An 18,876-nucleotide genomic window follows, 5' to 3' on the forward strand; every position below is an offset into this window, starting at 1 on the left:
TCCTTTCATTCTTTCGCCCGAAGCCCATGAAAGAAAGGAGTGGGCAGCAAGTCTGCTGACCTTTTTTACTCTGTCTGTTCTTCTAGAGCAGTTATCCACCCCGTCTTAACTTCAGGTTGAGTGAGAAAATCCTAATTTACGTTCCAATTGGGTTTATTCTTTATACACTTAATAGGGGGCATAAAGTGCAACCATAACGAGAGCATAAGTCAGAATGTACACTGCTATTGCCAAAACGATGGTAAGGAGTAATCGAATGAGGAATTTTCCTGCACATATCCCTGCCAGCCAAAGCCAGACGCTTCCGCCCCAAAGGAGAGAGCCTGCGAGTGCAAGAGCCACCCAAATTGATATTCTGTATCTCAGTTTCATCTTGTCTGATTTTTTGATTTTATGCGGATTTCAGAGGTGAGGGAGTTTGAGTTTCAACTTTTCTTTTTCCCTGCTTCTCGCATATCCAACATTTTTTTTGCGTCTTTCCGTCGGGTCGGTCGTTTTCGTTTCAGTGGCGTAAAAAGGTCGGGCTTAGGACAAACAAGGTTTTACGGCGAGAATACTACCTGCAATGAAATGGAAGTGTGGAGATTGTCTTCTAAACGGCTTGCCGCCCCGACCTTTTTTGTCCGTAAAAGCCCGGAACTACCTTTGCCGCTGACAACAAACAACCGATCCCGACATGATATATGGGCATAAGTGGAGGATGTGCAGACAGAGAAACTAGGCGAAAACAGAAAACGCAGTCTCCGGAGACTGCATTTTATCATAAGAATAGAATACCCGAAAAACAAAAAGCAGCCCCAATGGACAGCTTTACGAAAATAACTTAGAGAAAATTCTTTTTTCTCACGACATACTCTTATCTTAGTAACTGACAAAGTGGTTCTTTGAAATGGCAAAATAAGGTAGCTTGTAGAAGCTCACTGGTTTCCTTATCGTTACCATCCCTTATAGATAATCAAACTAATCTACTGGTTATTTGATATTTACGAATTTCTCTATGCTTTGCCATGTGGAAGGTCAGATTCTTCTTGATTCCACAGATGTCGGCAATCTCTTTGAGGTAGGCATTGGTCTTCTGGTTAGAGAGCATCGGGAAGAGTTTCCCCTCTCGATAAGTTTGGTCGCCATATTTGGCGATGATACTTTTAGGTATGTCCAGGAGGAGAACATTGGTCGAAACACTAGTCTTCTGATGCTGCGTCATAATCCACCGCTTGTCGCCTATAGTGACGATGTGGTCGGGTGTGAGGTTGGCCACATCAATATAAGCCAGCCCTGTGAAGCAGGAGAAGATAAAAATATCCCGAACGAGTTCGAGACGTTGTAGTCCGAGTTGCTTGTTCGCTATTTTGAGAATCTCCTCATCGGTCAAGAAACCTCGATTGACAGGTTCCAAGTGGAAGCGATGATTGAGGAAGGGATCATGATGAATAACCCCCATCTTACCCCCAAGGATAACAATCGTCTTGAATGTTTTCATAGTCTTTGTCGCCGTGTTGGGATTTTGCCCAACAATGGTACGCAGATAGATGTCAAACTCACGAATGACCGTAAAGGTCAATTCTGATAGTTTGAGGTCGGAGCGTTTGTAGTTCTGCTGTAAGAACTCAGCAAAGCGACGCTTACATACATTATACTTCTGGAGTGTGGCAGGAGCGATAGATAGTCCGACTTGCTGTGCGATGTCTGCGTTGTGCTTATCGAAAAGTTGCATTATCGTGTCAATGTCAACTTTCTTCCCTAAGAATTCGGTTTTGATACGCTCCAAGCATAAGTCGTCGCTATCCTCCAGTTTGCGATAAATGTTTTGCAAGCCATTGCGGATATTGTCCAGCTCCAAGTTAATACTGAGGGCTTCGGTAGTACGTCCCTTTATTTTCTCGTTTACACAGTCCCACTGTGTTTACACGACAGCGATGCCCGTAGATCCAAGGGATAGACGCTCGTTGTTGAGGTAAATTCTCAACATCACAGGAGTCTTGCCATCCTTGTTGACATAGTTGCTTCTAAGATAGAAGGCTGTTCTAAAAATAGACTTCATACACATCTGTTTTTAAGAGTTGTAGCCAAGGCGAGAAGAATTGTAGCCACGGTGACTATAAATTGTAGCCAAAACGTGAAAACTAAACCTCTGTAACCATGCTACAAAGTTCCACATAATACTTTGAATAACAGCAATGTATGCGCACTCTAAACGAACTCTCTACATACTCTTGGCTACAATTTTCAATCGGCTCGAAAAAGTGTAGCCAGATTGTAGCCATTTGAGAGTATTTTGGGAGTATTTGCGACCTCTGTACGTACTCTGAGAAGATGTGTAGGTATAAAAGAAAAGTATCGTAACTCGTTGAAATTATGATACTTACTGAATTTGTTGGTATTTTCTGAACTCTTGTTCAGATTACCTCAAGCGGAGAGAGAGGGATTCGAACCCCCGGAACCTCTCAGTTCAACGGTTTTCAAGACCGCCGCAATCGACCACTCTGCCATCTCTCCTTGGAAACGAACTCTTCCTCATGTAAAAGTCATGAAGAGGCTTCCGAATTCGACTGCAAAGGTATATCTATTTTTTGAACTACACAATACCGAATGCATCTGTTTGTGAAAAAAATCTTTGATGTCCGAATATTCTCTTGATTGATTACTGGAACTAAGAAAGATGGTTTGTTTTGTATTTTATTATCTCTTGAAATAGCTTGTGAGCTTGAAACAACTTAAGAGGTAAATGAATATTTGACAGAAGAGAATTTATCGCTGACTGATAGAACTCCCCTATGAAATAGCTTGTGAGCTTGAAACGACTTAAGAGGTAAATGAATATTTGATAAAAGAGAATTTATCGTTGACCGATAGAACTCCCTTATGAGCTAAGATAGAGTTTTATGTTTCTTTGTTATAAGTACGCTTCAAGTATTGAATAGGCTATTTTGCTCTTTGTTTTAGTTTTGTTGAGCTTCACTAAGTTGAGCTTCACTAAAAAGAATTTGAATCAAATCCCTAAGGATTGCGAAGAGCATTCTATTGATAGAGTATTACAAAAGAGAAACAGAACTAAGATTGTCTTAATCCGCCATAAGGCTAAGTTGCATCTCGTGTAAGAAAAGTCTGTAAGTGTAATATGCGCAAGCAGTATTATCCTGTTAATATGTAATAATAGAAGCGAGTCTCTATGCAAAAGAAAAGAGCCCGGTGGAATGCCGAACTCTTTCTGTCATTAAGTAATGTTTAATTCCATCTGACTTTTGGAGGTGTTTGAAATCCTTAAGTCTATGGACTTTTTTGTTTGTGCAATTACTCTTGAGAAAGGGGGGAGTGATGCTTAATTCAAGTAAGCCGTAAGCATCCAAATTTCTTTCTCCTGCTCTGCCAAGAAATCTCCCATTAGAGCCACCGTTACTTCGTCGCCAGCCTCAGAAGCAGCACTCAAAGTTTCTCTTTCGAGAGTCATAAGTACTTTGTAGTTTTCCAATATTTCGGATAGAATCGAATCCGAATCGGTCATTTTCGTGGTTTCTTTAATCTTGCTTTGACCTATGAGGACACTCATTCTATTTTCGGGAACAACTTCCAATTGTAGAAGACGTTCGGCGATTTCGTCAATTTTTTCCGCTGTAGCATCATACCACTTTTCAAACTGTGCATGTAGCTGATAGAAGAGAGGACCACGTATGTGCCAGTGGTAGCCACGGAGGTTGTTGTAATAAACTTGATAAGAGGCGAGGAGGGTCTCTAATCTACTAACTACACCTTTCAAATCGTTTGAATTCAAACCTGTGATAGAAAAAATCTTGTTGTTCATAATCTTTCTTTTGTTTAATTGTTTATGGTCGCAAAGGTAGAATAAAAGAATATGGATGAAAACTATATTTTAGAATAGTAGTATAGATAAAAGCTATAAGGAGGCGAGTTGTTCTTTTTGGGTGCCAAAGAGGACTATACTGCTTGGTATCTTTGGTAGTTTTAGCTATTATTTTTGATGTCTCAAAGCTCTTAACTGCCGAGGGGGATATATCTTTGTCTTCATAAATAATTTCTTATGGTTTACGATTTTAGTAAAATAGAAATCCCCAAAGAGGCTGATAAGGTGGTGCTTCATACCTGTTGTGCTCCCTGTTCTTCTGCTATTATCAAGGCTTTGCAGAGCCGAGGGGTAGAGGTGATTGTCTTCTTTTATAATCCCAATATACATCCATTAGAAGAGTATGAACGTCGCAAGGGAGAAATAGTTCGTTATGCTAAAAGTAATGGAATCCCTTTTTTTGATGGTGATTATGATACGGATCAGTGGTTTAACTATGTAAAAGGTTATGAGGATGCCCCTGAGCGAGGAGAGCGGTGTGTGCGATGCTTTGAACTTCGATTGATGAGAACCGCAGATTTTGCCCATTCGCTGGGTGTACGCTACTTTGCCACAACTTTAGCTTCTTCTCGTTGGAAATCTCTTGTGCAGATAGAAGCTGCAGGTCGTAAAGCAGAGGCGATTTATCCCGACATATGCTTTTGGCATCGTAATTGGCGTAAGGATGGTTTGCAGGAACTGCGTCAGCAGATTATCGCAGAAGAGGGGTTTTATAATCAAACCTACTGCGGATGCCTTTTCAGTCGGCAGGGCAGGGAGTCAATTGTTACAGAGTAGTCGAAGCAATATTGAATAAGTTTGGAGACAGTGGATGCATCTGGCGTTTTTAATATCATGCTACTTTGTGGAGGCAAGGGTTAATCCTTTGTCTCAAAACCACTGACCCTTTTGAGCCTAACCATTAACCCTTTTGAAGGTTATCATTATACCCTCAAATTCGATAATAGGTTGTGAGGCGCAAATTATGGTATTGCTTGACTACATTAACGTTGATATTTTACCTTATTGACCTTAATGGATATGTTTCTTTCGTTCTTAATTTCAGGGTGTGTTTGTGCTATGCCTATTCTTTGTTAATGCTCTAAACAAAACTCGTTTCCCTTGTTTCGGAGTCTGTGTACCCCTCTTCTTTTGCACGCATATAATAGGTGGAGTTTGGAAGAAAAGAAGTACCTTTGTAAAGGAGTATGAATGGGTTTCGAGCTGTGAAATGGTATATGAAAAGTACCTTTCCCTTTGTAGTCCGATAATATATACTAAAGATACTTACATATATGACAGATAGGAATAATCCTGCAGGAAGTGAATATTCAGCCAGTAATATACAGGTCTTAGAGGGGTTGGAGGCTGTGCGCAAGCGACCCGCTATGTACATTGGAGATATTAGCGAGAAGGGGCTACATCACTTGGTTTATGAGGTCGTAGATAACTCTATTGATGAGGCTCTTGCAGGGCACTGTACCGATATCAAAGTTACCATCTTGGAGGATAACTCTATTTCTGTAGAGGATAATGGTCGAGGTATCCCCGTGGATATACATCCCAAAGAGAAACGTAGTGCTTTGGAGGTAGTTATGACTGTATTGCACGCTGGAGGTAAGTTTGATAAGGGTTCCTATAAAGTGTCTGGAGACTTCACGGTGTGGGCGTCTCTTGTGTTAATGCGCTTTCGAACCATCTAAAAGCAGAGGTACACAGAGATGGCAAGATGTATGTTCAGGAGTTCGAGAAGGGTAAACCTCTCTATCCCGTTAAGGAGATAGGACCCTCTAATCGTCGAGGAACGATTGTAACCTTCAAACCTGATGATACCGTCTTCACGGTAACAGAATATCAATTTAAGATATTGGCACACCGTTTGCGCGAACTTTCTTTCCTCAATGCTAAGTTGCGTCTCTCTCTTACCGATATGCGCAAAATGGACGAGGAGGGCAATCCTCTTCACGAGGAGTTCTACTCTGACGAAGGGTTGAAGGAGTTCGTAGGCTACATTGATCAAAGTAAACCCAATCTGTTGGGCGACATTATTCATATCAAAACGGAGCGTCAAGAGATACCTATTGAGGTGGCTATGACCTACAATCAGGACTATCAAGAAAATGTGTACTCTTACGTAAATAATATCAATACCATTGAGGGTGGGACACACTTAACGGGTTTCCGTCGTGCTCTAACTAAGACTTTGAAGCAGTATGCTACCGACTCTAAGCTCTTGGAAAAGGTAAAAGTCAATGTGGAGGGAGATGATTTCCGTGAGGGGCTCACTGCTGTGGTAAGTATCAAGGTAGCAGAGCCTCAGTTCGAGGGACAGACCAAAACGAAACTGGGCAACAGTGAGGTAATTGGGGTGGTAGATAGTGCTGTAAGCGAAGCCTTGGCTATCTATTTGGAAGAGCATCCGCAACAAGCTAAGGCAATTGTGGATAAAGTGATTCTTGCAGCCCAAGCTCGCCATGCGGCAACGAATGCTCGTAAATTGGTGCTCCGTAAGAGTCCTCTGACGGGAGGAGGTTTGCCGGGTAAGTTGGCAGATTGCTCCAGCAAAGACCCTGCTAAGTGTGAGCTTTTTATCGTTGAGGGAGACTCAGCTGGTGGAACTGCCAAACAGGGTAGAGATCGTGAGACGCAAGCGATTCTTCCGCTACGTGGTAAGATACTTAACGTAGAGAAGGCTATGCAACATAAAGTCTTGGACAATCAAGAAATACGTAACATATATACGGCATTAGGCGTAACGATTGGTACTCAGGAAGATAGTAAGGAACTCAACCTTTCTAAGTTACGTTACCATAAAATCATTATAATGACCGATGCCGATGTGGACGGTAGCCACATTGCAACGCTTATTTTGACTTTCTTCTACCGCAATATGCGCCCTCTTATCGAGAATGGGTATGTTTATTTGGCTACGCCTCCCTTGTACCTTTGTCGTAAGGGTAAGGATATGGAGTACTGCTGGACTGAACAGCAACGTCGTGCCTTTATCGATAAGTATGCCGATGGTAACGAGAATCGTGTCCATGTACAGCGCTATAAAGGGCTTGGAGAGATGAATGATGAACAGCTCTGGGAGACTACTATGAACCCCAATAATCGCATCTTAAAACAGATAACCATAGAGAGTGCAGCCAATGCGGATGTAACATTTTCTATGCTTATGGGTGATGAGGTGGCTCCCCGTCGTGAGTTTATCGAAGCTAACGCTACCTATGCACGAATAGATGCTTGATGCACCTACTATAGAACATTTGCCCCTTGCCCTTCGTAAACTGTACGAAGAGGCAGAGGGGCGTGTTATATCTGCTTTTGGAGTACAGACTCCTCCTCGTATAGGGCTGACGTGTCATACGACAGAGGTGGGATACTCGGTTAATCCTGCTTACGTGGAGGCTATCGAAGAGGCAGGAGGTATACCCATACTGCTCCCTACCCTCAAGAAGAGTGATAGACATATTGCCCTGTTGGAAACGCTCGATGGACTTCTCCTTACGGGAGGGGGCGATATACATCCCTCTTTTTTAGGCGAAGAGCCTATCCCCGAATTGGGCAAAATAGATTATGCTCGAGACCGATATGAGTTGGAACTGATTCTTTTTGCCTATCGTCGTAATATCCCCATATTGGTATTTGTCGGGGCTTTCAGATGCTCAATGTAGCATTGGGAGGAACGCTTATGCAGGACTTGTACAAAGGCTCTCCGCTCCCTCCCTCTCTTTATAAACGACTCTCTACCCCCATCAATCACTCGCCCGAAATAGACAAACAGGAGGGGGCGCATACGATTACCTTCACAAAAGGCTACTCTATGCTGGCAGAGATAATGGGTCATTCGGCAGGAGATGTTATGTGGGTCAATAGTTTGCATCATCAAGCTATTGGGACGCTCTCTAAAGAATTACAACTCGAAGCGGTAGCTCCCGACGGTATCATTGAGGCGGCTGTGGGCTACCCGAATAAACCTATTATTGGGGTGCAGTGGCATCCTGAACACATGGTTCGTGGGGGGAATGAAGAGATGAAGGCACTATTTGCTTTTTTTGTGCAAGAATCTGCTCTATTTGCCCAAGCTAAAAATATTCATTCTAAATCCATAGTTCTTGACTCTCATACGGATACTCCTATGTTGATGGATGCAGAGAGCGACCTAACTATACGAGGAGAGGGCAAAGTTGATGCTATTAAAATGGAGGAGGGCAAGGTATCTGCTACTATTATGGCAGCTTACTTGCCCCAAGGCAAGCGAACTTCTGAGGAGTTACTCAAAGCACAAGACTTTGCTCTTAATAAACTGAAAACTATCGAGAGCATTGTAGGTAAGCATAAAGATAGATTGTGCTACGCCACCTCTGTTGAGGAAATCAAGAAAGCTAAGAAGAATGGTTTACTTAGCATTATTCCTGCCATTGAGAATGGTTATGCTTTAGGTAAGTCACTTACTATATTAGAAGAATATCGCCGTAGAGGTGTGGTCTATATAACCCTTTGTCACAATGGAGATAATGACCTTTGTGATGCTGCTTGTCGAAGCAATCAAGAGCATGGAGGCTTGAGTACTTTCGGACGAGAGGTCGTTGTCAAGATGAATGATTTGGGTATTTTGGTTGACATATCTCATGCTTCGGACGATACTATTGCCGATGTGTTGGAGGTTAGTCGCTGTCCTATAATTGCCAGTCACTCCTCTTGTCGAGCTCTTTGTCCTCACCCTCGCAATTTGACAGATGAGCAAATTTGTCGTATAGCTCAAGCGGGTGGAGTGGTGCAAATATGTCTTTATGAAGATTTTATTTCGGAGCAACGAGGCTTGACTTCGGTGCAGGAGGTGGCCAATCATATAGATCACATAGTAGCTTTAGCAGGCTATGAGGCTGTTGGTATAGGGTCTGATTTTGATGGCGGAGGAGACTTACTGGGCTGTCATGGGAGTAACGACCTTATCAATCTTACCGTAGAGTTGCTAAGACGTGGCTATTCGGAAGAACAACTTATTGCCATTTTGGGAGGCAACTTCCTGCGTGTAATGGAAGCAGCAGGACGGTGATGTCTAAAGACTATACGACAGATTAAAGCAATGAACAATGTATCTTTGTTTCTGTTTTACCGATGAAAGGGACTTTTGGATATGAACAATAATAAAAATAGACTCAATAATAACGGAAATTTCAAAAAGGGGTTTCTGCGCAACCCTCTCTGGATTTATCTCTTGGTAGGGATATTTTTGGCGAGTACTCTCTTCTTCCGCACCACGGGGGTAGATAAGGAGCTTAGTTGGAACGAATTTCAAAATGTGGCAAAGAAGGAGGCTTTTGATAAAATCATTGTGGATCGTTCTTCCAACACTGTGATTGCCGACCTTCGAAGAGATAAGCTCTCTTTAGTTTTTACCAAACAGGAGATTAAGAAGTTCGAGAGCAATGATTTTTTGGGCTTCTCTTCTGAAAGTGCGATATATCGTATCAAAACCCAGATTCCTTCTGTCGATAAGTTCTCTGATTTTTACGATAACAATCAAATTGTGGCAGAGGTAAAGTATGAGACTAAGAAGTTTAATCTAATGTCCATACTTATCAACTGGTTGCCTATATTGTTACTGATTGGTTTTTGGTTCTTTATTTTCCGTCGAATGAATTCTCCCGAGGGGAAAGGCGGAGGCGGTGGAGGTATCTTCAGCGTAGGAAAGTCTAAAGCCAAACTGTATGATAAAACCAATATCAATGTAACCTTCAAAGATGTGGCAGGTTTGCAAGAGGCTAAGCAGGAGATAGAGGAGATTGTTCATTTCCTCAAAGACCCCAGCAAGTACACTGCCTTAGGAGGTAAAATACCTAAAGGAGCTCTTTTGGTAGGTCCTCCGGGAACGGGGAAAACACTTCTCGCCAAAGCGGTAGCAGGTGAGGCTCATGTACCTTTCTTTTCTATGTCGGGCTCTGACTTTGTAGAGATGTTCGTGGGGGTTGGGGCTTCACGTGTTCGGGATTTATTTGCTCAAGCTAAAGAGAAGGCTCCTTGTATTGTTTTTATTGATGAGATAGATGCCGTTGGTAGAGCAAGAGGTAAGAACAATAATATCGGGGGGAATGATGAACGAGAAAATACCCTCAATCAATTACTTACTGAAATGGATGGCTTTGGCTCTAATAGTGGAGTCATTGTATTAGCAGCCACCAACCGAGTAGATGTACTTGATAGTGCGTTACTAAGAGCAGGACGTTTTGACCGGCAGATAGCTGTTGAGTTACCAGACCTTAACGATCGCAAAGAGATCTTTGCCGTACATATGAAAAATCTCAAATTGGCTCCCTCTTGCGACATAGAGTCTTTGGCTCGTCAAACACCAGGTTTTTCGGGGGCGGATATTGCTAATGTTTGCAATGAAGCTGCTCTTATAGCGGCACGTAATAATAAGCCCGAGATAGATAAGGACGATTTTATGAATGCTGTGGATCGTATTATCGGAGGTTTAGAAAAGAAAAATAGGATTGTTACCGAAGAGGAGCGTAAAAGCATTGCTATTCATGAGGCAGGACACGCTACGGTTAGTTGGCGTTTGCGTTATGGCAATCCTTTGGTTAAGGTTACTATTGTTCCTCGTGGCAAAGCTTAGGTGCTGCTTGGTATATGCCGGAGGAGAGACAAATTACACATACGCAAGTGCTCTTAGATCAGATGTGTGGTCTCTTGGGGGGACGTGCAGCCGAAGATCTCTTCCTTAACAGAATTTCTACGGGGGCAGCCAATGACTTGGAGCGCGTTACCAAGTTGGCTTATGCGATGGTGGTGTATTATGGGATGAGTGAGAAGTTACCCAATGTTAACTTCATGGATAATTCAGGTGAATACACTTTCCAAAAACCTTATAGTGATGAAACGGCTCAAATTATAGATAAAGAGGTCTCTCGACTTATTGCCGAACAGTACAATCGGGCCAAGGAGATACTTACCCAAGATGCCGAGGGGCATCATCGTCTTTACGAAATGCTTTTGGAGCGAGAGGTTATATTTACGGAAGATGTGGAAGCCATTTTTGGCAAGCGCCCATGGGCTTCTCGTACCGAGGAGTTAGAGTCCGAGCAACCTAAGCAGGAGGAAAGAGACAAAGACACTGAAACTCTTTCCGAAGAAGCAGATCCTGCTGGACAACAACCTGTACCCCCTCCTTTTAAGGGATAACCCTTTGGAGCAGTAACGATCATAAATAAGGTATTCTATAGAAATGGCTTTGGATATAAATTCCCTCAAAGTGCGAGCAGTGAGCGGTATCGTTTACGTTGCTTTGCTGGTAACAGCACTACTCCTCTCTTCGGATGTTCTTTTTCTACTACTTTTTGCTTTTATGGGAGGTTCTATGATCATAGAGTTCAATAGGCTCACTTTAGTAAATAGATTGCATCCTTTTCGCATCGTATTGGATATAGTAGCTACTATTTGGGGGTTATATGCTACCTCTCGCTACGTTTGTGGAGCAGAGAGCATACAGATTTTTATCCCTTACTTCCTTTATATAGCATATGCTTTTTCAAGAACCATATTTGCCGATTTGGCACAGGGTACTCGTACGGTGGGTAATGTGCTTACTGCACAAGTCTATATAGCTCTTCCTCTGTTTATTACTACAGCCGTAAGCTATCAGCCTGATGGGAGTTTTGATGGTACATTTGCTCTTTTAGTTTTTGTACTTATTTGGCTTAACGATACGGGAGCCTATCTCGTGGGGAGTACTTTGGGAAAGCACAAACTGTATCCACAAGTTTCTCCCAAGAAAAGTGTCGAAGGCTTATAGGAGGTTTTTTCTTTACGCTTCTCTTTTCCCTGTTTATCCCCTCTATACTTCCTTCGTTGGAGCGTTTCGACCTCTTTACAGCCCCCTTGTTGGCTTAGTTGTTGCAGTAATGGGTACTCTGGGCGATTTCTTTGAGTCGGCTCTTAAGCGTAAGGCAGGTGTAAAAGATTCGGGTAAAATAATCCCTGGTCATGGTGGAGTCCTTGATAGGTTGGATAGTTACCTCTTTGCTCTTCCTATGGCATCGATGCTCTATTTTTGGCTTTATTAGTAAGCCTGCCAATTTATAGTATAAAGTCTTCTTTTAGAGATAATCTATAAAAAGCCTCTTTCTCCTTAAAGAATGGGGCTTTTTTGTTGTATATTTGTGAGGCAAAAGATTGTAGAGGCCGTTATACGGCTCTTATGGAACTTTGGGAATGAACAGTATGAAAAAGAAGATAATAATAATTCCCACATACAATGAGCGGGAAAATGTAGCCGCCATTGTTCAGGCCGTTTTTGCCCTTGAGGAGCAGTTCGATATTGTTATTATAGATGACAATTCCCCCGATGGCACGGCTAATATAGTTAAGGCTCTTATTGAGCAATACCCTCAGAGACTATTCTTGGTAGAGCGAGCTGGGAAGTTGGGCTTAGGAACTGCCTATATAACGGGTTTTCGATGGAGTATAGAGCGGGGATACGATTACATATTCGAGATGGATTGCGATTTTAGTCATCCCATAGAGGCTTTACCTCGTCTCTACAAAGAGATTCACGAAAATGGCTATGATGTAGCTATTGGTTCTCGATATGTACGTGGTGGTAAGGTAAAAGATTGGCCTGTAGGGCGTATCCTTATGAGCTATTTTGCTTCTGTGTATGTGCGTCTTATCACTTGGCTTTCCGTTGCTGATACTACGGCAGGCTTTGTTGCTTATAAGCGAGAGGTACTTGAGACTATCGATTTGGATGCCATTCATTTCAAGGGCTATGCCTTCCAAATAGAGATGAAATATGTAGCTGCTTGTTTAGGCTATAAATTGAAGGAGATACCTATTACGTTTGAAAATCGCAAGCTCGGAAGTTCCAAAATGAATAGCTCCATATTTGGAGAGGCTTTCTTCGGAGTCTTGAAACTTCGTTTTTGGCATATGTTTAAGGGTTACCCTCAACGAGATAAAAAGAGGTTACTATGAAATATTTACTTCTCAATGCAGAGATTATCAACGAGGGAGAAACCTTTTTAGGTTCTCTTTTGATACAAGGTCAATATATAGAGCATATATTTCGAGGGCGATTAGAGTTGGCAACGTTGCCCAATGAGGCGCAAGGAGCTACTATCGTTCCCTGTGAGGGGTTATGGCTTCTTCCAGGTTGTATAGACGACCAAGTGCATTTCAGAGATCCGGGACTAACCCACAAAGCTGATATAGAAAGCGAGAGTCGTGCTGCCATAGCGGGAGGGGTAACTTCGTTTATGGATATGCCCAATACGATACCTACCACTACCGACTATGACCGCTTGATGCAAAAGCATGAGAGGGCAGCAGCGGTTTCGTGGGCTAATTACTCCTTTTTTATAGGAGGAACCAATGATAATGCCCATGAAATATTTAAGATAGATGCTTCGCTTATCCCTGGGATAAAGCTCTTTTTAGGAGCTTCTACGGGCAATATGTTGGTGGATAATCAAGATACGTTGCGCCTTTTCTTTTCCGAAAGCCCTCACCTCATAGCGATACATTCGGAGTCGGAAGAGATTATTCGTAAGAACAAAGCGCACTATACGGCTTTGTGGGGAGAAGATCCTCCTATACACTTACATCCTCAGATTAGAAGTGAAGAGGCTTGCTATCGCTGCACATCAGAGGCGCTTGATCGTGCAGAGAAGTATAATACTCGTCTGCACGTACTGCATCTATCTACTGCTCGTGAGGCAGCGCTTTTCAGAAATGACATCCCTCTGCGAGAGAAACAAATTACGGCGGAGGTTTGCGTACACCATCTTTGGTTTACCGACCGATATTATGCCTCCTTGGGGACTGCTATTAAATGGAATCCAGCCGTTAAAACAGAGCAAGATAGAGACTTCTTGCGTCAAGCACTAATAGACAATCGTTTAGATATTGTGGCTACCGACCATGCCCCTCACCTGAAAACAGAGAAGGAAGGAGGTGCGCTCAAAGCCGCCTCGGGGGGGCCTCTTGTACAGCACTCGTTGCTCATGATGTTGGAACTTGCTCGGAAGGGAGTCTGGAGCAAAGAGTTTGTTGTAGAGAAGATGGCTCATGCTCCAGCCGAACTCTTTCATGTGAGAAAGAGAGGATACCTCCGTACAGGATATTATGCCGATATTGTGTTGGTGAATCCACGAGAGAATATAGAGGTGTCGGAAGCTAATGTTTTGAGCCGTTGTGGATGGTCTCCTCTTTCGGGAGTTCGCTTGAGTCATACTGTACATGCTACTTTTGTGAATGGTCAGCTTGTTTACTCCGAAGGCAAGTTCTTAGAGAGAGGGGCTGTACTTCCTTTGCTATTTGACCGATAATGGCTACTTTTGTCGCAAATTCTTAGAACAAACTAAATATAAGTTATGGAACAAATTGAATGGTCTTCATTAGGCTTCGGTTACGTTAAAACCGACTACAATGTACGTTGCTACTATCGAGATGGAAAATGGGGTGAATTAGAAGTTACTTCTGATGAATCAATCAACATTCATATGGCAGCAACTTGTCTTCACTACGGACAAGAAGCCTTCGAAGGGCTAAAAGCATTCAAGGGAAAAGATGGTAAGGTGCGCATCTTCCGTATGGACGAAAATGCAAAGCGTATGATTCGCTCTGCTGAAGGTGTTGTTATGGCTCCTGTACCACAAGAACTATTCGAGGCTGCTTGTATCAAGGCGGTTAAGATGAACGAGCGTTTTATCCCTCCTTATGAGAGCGGTGCTTCTCTTTACATCCGCCCTCTTCTCATCGGATTGGGAGCTCAAGTTGGGGTTAAACCAGCTCCTGAATACCTCTTTATCGTATTTGTAACACCTGTAGGTCCCTACTTCAAGGAAGGATTCAAACCTACCCCAATGGCTATTATGCGTAGCTATGACCGTGCGGCTCCATTGGGTACAGGTACTATCAAAGTGGGAGGAAACTACGCCGCTGGTATGATACCTACTGTTTTGGCACACGAAAAGGGTTACTCTGCATGTCTCTTCCTTGATGCTAAAGAGAAGAAGTATATCGATGAGTGCGGTCCTGCTAACTTCTTTGGTATTAAAGACAATACATACATCACACCAGAGTCAAGCTCTATTCTTCCCTCTATTACCAATATGAGCTTGATGCAGTTGGCAAAAGACTTGGGTATGAAGGTTGAGCGTCGTCCTGTGCCAGAGGAAGAGCTTTTAGAATTTGAAGAAGCAGGTGCTTGTGGTACAGCTGCTGTTATTAGTCCAATCCTTCGCATCGACGACTTGGATGAGCATAAGACTTACGAAATTTCTAAGGATGGCAAGCCAGGCAAACATTGTGAAAAACTTTACAATACACTCCGTGCTATCCAATATGGAGATGCTCCAGACGTTCATGGTTGGGTGAAGATTATTGACTAATCCTTATATCCTTTTGTACAAGGACTAATAGTAAGACTCCTCATCAATCTCGTGAAGGCGTGTATTGATGAGGAGTTTTTATATTCTTTACTTGCAACTTGCATTTATTTTTGGATTTGAATAGCTTCTTTATAGAGGTTGATACAACTGTTTTATCACAAACAACATTTTTGACTTGTAGTAATTATGTTGGCAGATAATCATTTTAGCACATCTACTATTTGCGCTGTTGCCACTGCCCCAGGAGTTGGGGGGATTGCTGTGGTGCGTATATCGGGTCCTCAAGCTCTTCTTTTCGCCCTTCGTCTCTTTCATTATAGAGGTAAGCAGCTTTTAATAGAAAAAGTTAAGCCTCGACACGCTTACTATGGAGAGATGATAGCAGATGGCGAACTTATAGACGAGGTTCTGCTGACCTATTTCCGAGCTCCGCACTCCTTTACAGGAGAGGAGACTGTCGAAATCTCCTGTCATGGCTCTGTTTATATCCGACGACGATTGTTAGAGAGCCTTATTCAAGAGGGCTGTGAGATGGCTACCGCAGGCGAGTTTACTCGTCGTGCCTATCTAAATGGGCGGATGGATTTAAGTAGAGCGAGGCAGTTGCAGATATTATTGCTTCCGAGAGCAAGGCGCAACATCAAATGGCTATGAAGCAACTAAGAGGGGGGTATAGCGAAGAACTGAATGCCCTTCGAGAGGAATTGCTCCGCTTAACGGGACTGATGGAGCTTGAATTGGACTTCTCTGAAGAAGATGTTGAGTTTGCCGACCGTACCGAGTTGCTTGCCCTTTGTGATACTATAGAAGCTAAACTCCGTAAACTCATCGATAGTTATCGCTTGGGGAATGCCGTTAAGCGAGGCATCCCCGTTGCGATTGTGGGGACTACCAACGTTGGTAAAAGTACCTTGCTCAATAATTTGCTGGGTGAAGAACGGGCTATTGTGAGCGACATTCATGGTACCACTCGAGATACCATTGAAGATACTATCCATATAGGCGGATATTTATTCCGATTTGTTGATACTGCAGGCTTGCGACAAACCGAAGATGCTATTGAGAGCTTGGGTATTGAGAGAAGTCGTGCCAAGATACAAGAGGCAGATATTATTCTTTCGGTGCTCGATGCGACCCGTTTAGACGAAGCTCATCAGTTGGAGCATCTCAAAGAAATTTGGGAAGATAGAGTCCATCGTGCTATGCTTGTCCTCATCAATAAGAGTGAAGATTTGGACGAAGCAACGCAACAAACCATGGCTCGAAGAATACACGAATCCATTGCCGAAGAGGTACCTTGCTTGTTTATTTCTGCTCGTTCGAGCTTGGGGATAGAAAGGTTACAACAGGAGTTGGTCACTATTATGGACGAAGCTAAGGCAAGTGAAGCCGATTTGATTGTGAGCAATGCGCGTCATCATCAACTACTTCAGGAGGCGTATGATGCACTTGGGCGGATGCGTTCGGGCTTTGATGCGGGATTCTCGACCGACTTGCTAACGCTCGATTTGCGACACGCCATTCATTCAATTGGTGCTATCACGGGACGGGAAATATCGAGCGATGACACCCTCCACTACATCTTCCAACATTTTTGCATCGGCAAGTAATAGGAAAATACGGGCGAATGACAAACAGATAAAGAAAAGTAAGAATAAACAAACAAGCTCCAACAGTACAAGGTTTTACGGAGAGTCTTGGAGGTAGCTTGTTTTTCTTTAGCTGTGTTGTTTATGTTGTTTCTTTGTTGTTATTTTGTTGCTGAAAAACATAATAACGCGATAGCAACAAAATGAGTAAGTCGAAAGAACCTGTCCGTCTGAGAAGACGCAAAATGGCATCTGGGAATATATCCCTCTATTTGGATATATACGTGGACGGAAAAAGGACGTATGAGTATCTACGCCTGTACTTGGTGCCAGAAGCGAGTAGAGCCGACAGGGAGACGAATAGACAAACCCTACAGCTCGCCGAGGCTGTACGGGCAAAGCGACTTGTAGAGGTGCAAAACGGGCGCTATGGCTTTGACGCTGCCTATAAGCTCGATACTAATTTTTTAGACTACTATAGGAGTCTGTGTGAGCAACGACTAAATAAAAAGGGGTCTTTGGGTAATTGGGGTAACTGGTGGTCTGCCCTTAAACATCTCGAGTTGTATTGTTCTCCATCGACGACATTTCGAGACATCACCCCCCAATGGATAAAAGGCTTTAAGCGATACCTTGACACTGCCACAAGGGTAAGGGATAGTAGAAAGAAAGTTGATACAGTATTTAATAAGAGACCATTGTCGCAAAACAGTAAGCTCTCTTACTTCAACAAGCTACGTGCTTGTATAAACCAAGCGGTGGAGGATCGTATCTTGCCACATAATCCCCTTCGTGGCATCGAGGGTTTTAAGTCAGAGGAGAAAGAGCGTGTTTATCTTACGCTTGATGAGGTACGAGCGATGGCAAACACAGAAACCAACTATCCTGGACTAAAACGTGCTTTCCTCTTTTCTTGCCTAACGGGTATACGGAAAAGCGATATACAAAAGATGACGTGGGGAGAAGTAACACAACAAGGCGAATACACTCGCATAATATTCAAGCAACAAAAGACGGGAGGGCAAGAGTACTACGATATAAGCCCCGAAGCGGTACTACATGGGAGAACGAAGAGGAAACGAAGAGCTTGTTTTCTACGACTTCAAGTACAGTGCTTATACATTGTTCGAACTAAAAACTTGGGCTGTTCGTGCAGGTGTAAATAAGAACCTCACCTTTCACTCTGGACGGCACACCTTCGCCGTGCTTATGATAGACCTTGGAGCAGATATTTATACGGTCCAAAAGCTCCTCGGACATAAGTTCTTGGCCACAACTCAAGTTTACGCCAAAATTTTAGACAAAAGAAAACAGTCCGCTGTCTCTATGATACCGAAAGTCAATATCCAAGAGGAAAAGAAATAAAAGAGAACCCCGAGAGCGTCTCCACCTCGGGGTTTGTTGTACTATCGGCAACTTACTTTTCGGGTGCCGTTTCGTCAATCCTTGATAAGGGTATCCCCTCTTCTTCAAAATATTTATCCCTTATTAGAAGACCCAGTAATCGGAGGTATAACTGCAGAGGTTTACCCTCCTTAAAAGCAAAATCTTTAACTAACACGATGCTGCAGTCGTCAAAGAAAGTACTTGGAGATACGGAGGCAGTCTCTATACAATAGGTTTGTATATCGTATGCGGTCTTGTGGTCTTTATTTAGTAGGTCCTTCCTAATTTTGTCCCAATTGGAAAGGATAATACCTTCCGCCTTTAGCTCCATTGCAACCTTTTTGCCTTCGTCAGTAAGAGAAATAGGACTATGAGATTGCATAAAAGGGGTGGTTCCCGCTTTGGCAATGTCGATAGTGCCTTTGATGTAAGCCAGGTCTCTTCTTATTTCATCAATGTTTGCCTCTGACTTCTCTATACCTTTTGTGATTTTATCGTGCGAAGAGTTTATCACTGTTACTTTTTTCGTTATATAATGTGTCAGCCAAATAACAACACCTATCACGACTAGAACGATGGCAAAAGAAGCTCCGAATGTGGCACTTATAAAATCAAATATGCGTTCTTGCATTATATTGTAGTGGGTTTTATAGCCTGTATAACA

The 18,876-nt window shown here is 42.9% G+C and carries 10 protein-coding genes, 1 tRNA gene and 6 pseudogenes; 12 read left to right on the forward strand and 5 right to left on the reverse strand.

Translation table 11 applies throughout. The annotated features are described in order from the left end of the window. Positions 1 to 168 precede the first annotated feature (168 nt). From JCM15907_RS05320 to JCM15907_RS05340, 4 genes and pseudogenes are all read right to left on the reverse strand, one after another. Positions 169 to 372: a hypothetical protein gene (locus tag JCM15907_RS05320; RefSeq protein ID WP_025843007.1), complete on the reverse strand. Its 204-nt coding sequence runs from the start codon at positions 370 to 372 to the stop codon at positions 169 to 171. Between the two features lie 625 nt (positions 373 to 997). Next, positions 998 to 2,041: pseudogene (locus JCM15907_RS10935) on the reverse strand (site-specific integrase); the annotation flags it as partial. A 370-nt stretch (positions 2,042 to 2,411) separates the two neighbouring features. Further along, a tRNA-Ser gene (locus tag JCM15907_RS05335) sits at positions 2,412 to 2,496 on the reverse strand. Between the two features lie 823 nt (positions 2,497 to 3,319). Continuing rightward, on the reverse strand, positions 3,320 to 3,799 hold the full coding sequence (locus tag JCM15907_RS05340; protein WP_025843008.1) for a Dps family protein: 480 nt from the start codon (positions 3,797 to 3,799) through the stop codon (positions 3,320 to 3,322). Positions 3,800 to 4,036: 237 nt separating this feature from the next. Here JCM15907_RS05340 and JCM15907_RS05345 point away from each other — a divergent pair, with 237 nt between their 5' ends. The 12 genes and pseudogenes from JCM15907_RS05345 (at position 4,037) to JCM15907_RS10965 (ending at position 18,191) form a co-directional block, all read left to right on the forward strand. Next, positions 4,037 to 4,636: an epoxyqueuosine reductase QueH gene (locus JCM15907_RS05345; RefSeq protein WP_025843009.1), complete on the forward strand. Its 600-nt coding sequence runs from the start codon at positions 4,037 to 4,039 to the stop codon at positions 4,634 to 4,636. A 497-nt stretch (positions 4,637 to 5,133) separates the two neighbouring features. Continuing rightward, positions 5,134 to 7,088, forward strand: a pseudogene (gyrB, locus tag JCM15907_RS10940) (DNA topoisomerase (ATP-hydrolyzing) subunit B). Beyond that, positions 7,081 to 7,841 (forward strand): annotated as a pseudogene (locus JCM15907_RS13375) (gamma-glutamyl-gamma-aminobutyrate hydrolase family protein); the annotation flags it as partial. The pseudogenes gyrB and JCM15907_RS13375, both read left to right, overlap by 8 nt. 33 nt (positions 7,842 to 7,874) lie before the next feature. Continuing rightward, complete coding sequence (locus JCM15907_RS13380; protein ID WP_370664412.1) at positions 7,875 to 8,900, forward strand: dipeptidase; 1,026 nt, start codon at positions 7,875 to 7,877, stop codon at positions 8,898 to 8,900. 81 nt (positions 8,901 to 8,981) lie between these two features. Beyond that, a pseudogene (ftsH, locus tag JCM15907_RS10950) lies at positions 8,982 to 11,029 on the forward strand (ATP-dependent zinc metalloprotease FtsH). A gap of 43 nt (positions 11,030 to 11,072) precedes the next feature. After that, positions 11,073 to 11,639: a phosphatidate cytidylyltransferase gene (locus JCM15907_RS12280; RefSeq protein ID WP_025843010.1), complete on the forward strand. Its 567-nt coding sequence runs from the start codon at positions 11,073 to 11,075 to the stop codon at positions 11,637 to 11,639. Between the two features lie 109 nt (positions 11,640 to 11,748). Next, positions 11,749 to 11,910 (forward strand): phosphatidate cytidylyltransferase, encoded by a 162-nt coding sequence (locus JCM15907_RS13985; RefSeq protein WP_081773811.1) that lies wholly within the window; start codon positions 11,749 to 11,751, stop codon positions 11,908 to 11,910. Positions 11,911 to 12,067: 157 nt separating this feature from the next. Further along, complete coding sequence (locus JCM15907_RS05375; RefSeq protein ID WP_025843012.1) at positions 12,068 to 12,820, forward strand: polyprenol monophosphomannose synthase; 753 nt, start codon at positions 12,068 to 12,070, stop codon at positions 12,818 to 12,820. Then, positions 12,817 to 14,172, forward strand: coding sequence for a dihydroorotase (locus JCM15907_RS05380; protein WP_025843013.1), 1,356 nt, complete (start codon positions 12,817 to 12,819; stop codon positions 14,170 to 14,172). Before JCM15907_RS05375 ends, JCM15907_RS05380 begins: the two co-directional genes overlap by 4 nt. A gap of 45 nt (positions 14,173 to 14,217) precedes the next feature. Next, the gene (locus tag JCM15907_RS05385) at positions 14,218 to 15,237 is read left to right on the forward strand and encodes a branched-chain amino acid aminotransferase (protein ID WP_025843014.1); all 1,020 of its coding nucleotides are present in this window, start codon (positions 14,218 to 14,220) and stop codon (positions 15,235 to 15,237) included. 186 nt (positions 15,238 to 15,423) lie between these two features. Next, positions 15,424 to 16,847: pseudogene (gene mnmE, locus JCM15907_RS10960) on the forward strand (tRNA uridine-5-carboxymethylaminomethyl(34) synthesis GTPase MnmE). 182 nt (positions 16,848 to 17,029) lie between these two features. Continuing rightward, positions 17,030 to 18,191, forward strand: a pseudogene (locus JCM15907_RS10965) (phage integrase SAM-like domain-containing protein). 52 nt (positions 18,192 to 18,243) lie between these two features. On the opposite strand, the gene JCM15907_RS05400 reads toward JCM15907_RS10965, so the two are convergent. Next, positions 18,244 to 18,843, reverse strand: coding sequence for a hypothetical protein (locus tag JCM15907_RS05400; RefSeq protein ID WP_025843015.1), 600 nt, complete (start codon positions 18,841 to 18,843; stop codon positions 18,244 to 18,246). Positions 18,844 to 18,876 lie beyond the last annotated feature (33 nt).

The sequence above is a fragment of the Porphyromonas gingivicanis JCM 15907 genome (assembly GCF_000614585.1).
Lineage (GTDB): Bacteria > Bacteroidota > Bacteroidia > Bacteroidales > Porphyromonadaceae > Porphyromonas > Porphyromonas gingivicanis.